Origin of the sequence: Sphingomonas sp. 66-10, from assembly GCF_001897045.1 — a bacterium.
GTDB classification, from domain to species: Bacteria; Pseudomonadota; Alphaproteobacteria; order Sphingomonadales; family Sphingomonadaceae; genus Sphingomonas; species Sphingomonas lycopersici.
The window spans coordinates 46599-48783 of the sequence record NZ_MKRR01000167.1; the positions used below are offsets into that span (position 1 = coordinate 46599).

3 protein-coding genes are annotated in these 2185 nt (G+C 66.8%); 2 read left to right on the forward strand and 1 reads right to left on the reverse strand.

The annotated features are described in order from the left end of the window. The coding region (locus tag BGN95_RS26310) for a sugar phosphate nucleotidyltransferase (protein ID WP_286774535.1) at positions 1–195 on the reverse strand (195 nt) is incomplete at its 3' end. A 119-nt stretch (positions 196–314) separates the two neighbouring features. Here BGN95_RS26310 and wecB point away from each other — a divergent pair. Continuing rightward, positions 315–1424: a non-hydrolyzing UDP-N-acetylglucosamine 2-epimerase gene (gene wecB / locus BGN95_RS26315; protein WP_265269758.1), complete on the forward strand. Its 1110-nt coding sequence runs from the start codon at positions 315–317 to the stop codon at positions 1422–1424. Positions 1425–1430: 6 nt separating this feature from the next. Then, positions 1431–2185, forward strand: a 755-nt coding sequence (locus BGN95_RS26320) for a nucleotide sugar dehydrogenase (RefSeq protein WP_286774554.1), incomplete at its 3' end; no start/stop codon positions are given.

The following is a 2185-nucleotide window of genomic DNA, read 5'->3' on the forward strand; positions in this document are numbered from 1 at the left end:
CGCCGATTTACCGCGCCCGGTGACGAAGATGATCTGCTCGATCCCCGCCTCGAGCGCTTCCTCCACCGCATATTGGATCAGCGGCTTATCGACGATGGTCAGCATCTCCTTCGGCATCGCCTTGGTCGCCGGAAGGAAGCGGGTGCCGAGGCCCGCGACGGGAAAAACGGCCTTACGCAATGGCTTGATCGACATTCATTCATCCCCGATGCAACGCGGCCGGCATTATCCATCGCCGTCGGCGGCGACAATTCCCTTAACTATGCGGGCAAGGTTAGCCCGTCCTTAAACAACGACGAATAGAGCAGGCGGCGATGAAGATCCTGCTCATATTCGGCACCCGGCCCGAAGCCATCAAATTGTTTCCGGTCGCCCGTGCGCTGGCGGAGACGCCCGGCGTGGACCCGTTGATCTGCGTCACCGCGCAGCATCGCGGGCTGCTCGATCAGGTGCTGGCGATCGCCGGGCTGACCCCCGATGTCGACCTCGACCTGATGGAACCGGGGCAGACGCTCGATCGGCTCACCGCGCGGCTGCTCACCGGGCTCGGCGAGGCGATGGACCGCCTCAAGCCGGATCGGGTGATCGTCCAGGGCGATACCGCCACCGCGATGACAGGAGCGCTGGCGGCTTATTATCGCCGCATCCCGGTGGCGCATGTCGAGGCCGGGCTGCGTTCGGGCAATATCTATCACCCCTGGCCGGAGGAGGTGAACCGCCGCATCGTCGCGCCGATCGCCGACCTGCACTTCGCCCCCACCGCCACCGCCGCCGAGGCGCTGGCGCGCGAGAATATCACCGCCGGGGTTCACGTTACCGGCAATACCGTGATCGACGCGCTGCAATGGACCAGCGCGCGGATCGCCGCCGATCCCGCGCTCGCCACGGGGCTCGACCCGATCGCGGCGCGCTTCGCGGGGAAGAAGATCGTTCTCGTCACCACGCATCGCCGCGAGAATTTCGGCGACGGGATGGCCAATATCGCCAATGCCATCGCGCGCATCGCCGCGCATGACGATGTCGCGGTGCTGTTCCCGATGCATCCCAATCCCAATGTCGGCGCGGTGATGGACGCGATCCTCGGCGACCGGCCGAACGTCGCGCGGATCGATCCGCTCGATTACCCGCATTTCATCCGCGCGCTGGGGCTGTGCCACCTCGCGCTGAGCGATTCGGGCGGGGTGCAGGAGGAAGCGCCCGCGCTGGGCAAGCCGGTGCTGGTGATGCGTGATACGACCGAGCGGCCCGAGGGGATCGCTGCCGGCACGGCGCGGCTGGTCGGCGCCGACGCCGATCGCATCGTTTCCGAAGTTTTCACGCTTATCAACGACAAGGCAGCCTATGCCGCGATGGCGCGCGCCCATAATCCGTTCGGGGACGGCCAAGCCGCCTCGCGGATCGCACGGGTGATTGCAGGGGGTTGATTGCCGATGATGGGCGAGGTTGAGCTGAAGGTCGCGGTGCTCGGGCTGGGCTATATCGGCCTGCCCACCGCCGCGGTGATCGCGCGCACCGGGGCAAAGGTGGTCGGCATCGACGTCGATCCGGCGGTGGTCGAGACGGTCAATTCGGGCCGCGTGCATATCGAGGAAGTCGATCTCGACGGGCTGGTTTCGGGCGTGGTGGCGCGCGGCAATCTGCGCGCCTCGCTCGCGATCGAGCCAGCGGACGTCTTCGTCATCGCGGTCCCCACGCCCTTCGGCGAGGATCACGCGCCCAATATCGGCTATGTGCTGCGCGCCGCGACGACGATCGCGACGGTATTGAAGCCGGGCGACACCGTGGTGCTCGAATCCACCTCCCCCGTCGGCACGACCGAGGAGGTGCGCGATCTGCTCGCCAAATTGCGCCCCGACCTCAAGGTGCCGGGCGCGTCGGGCGAGGCGGCGGACGTCGCGATCGCTTATTGCCCCGAACGCGTGCTGCCGGGGCGCATCCTCGTCGAGCTGATCGATAACGATCGCGTCATCGGCGGGATCACCCCGCGCTGCGCGCGCAAGGCCCTCTCCTTCTACCGCCGCTTCGTGCGCGGCGCCTGCGTCACCACCAATGCGCGCGCGGCGGAGATGACCAAGCTGACCGAAAACGCCTTCCGCGACGTCAACATCGCCTTCGCCAACGAGCTGAGCATCGTCGCGGACAAGATGGGGGTCGATGTATGGGAGGTGATTCGCCTCGCCAACCG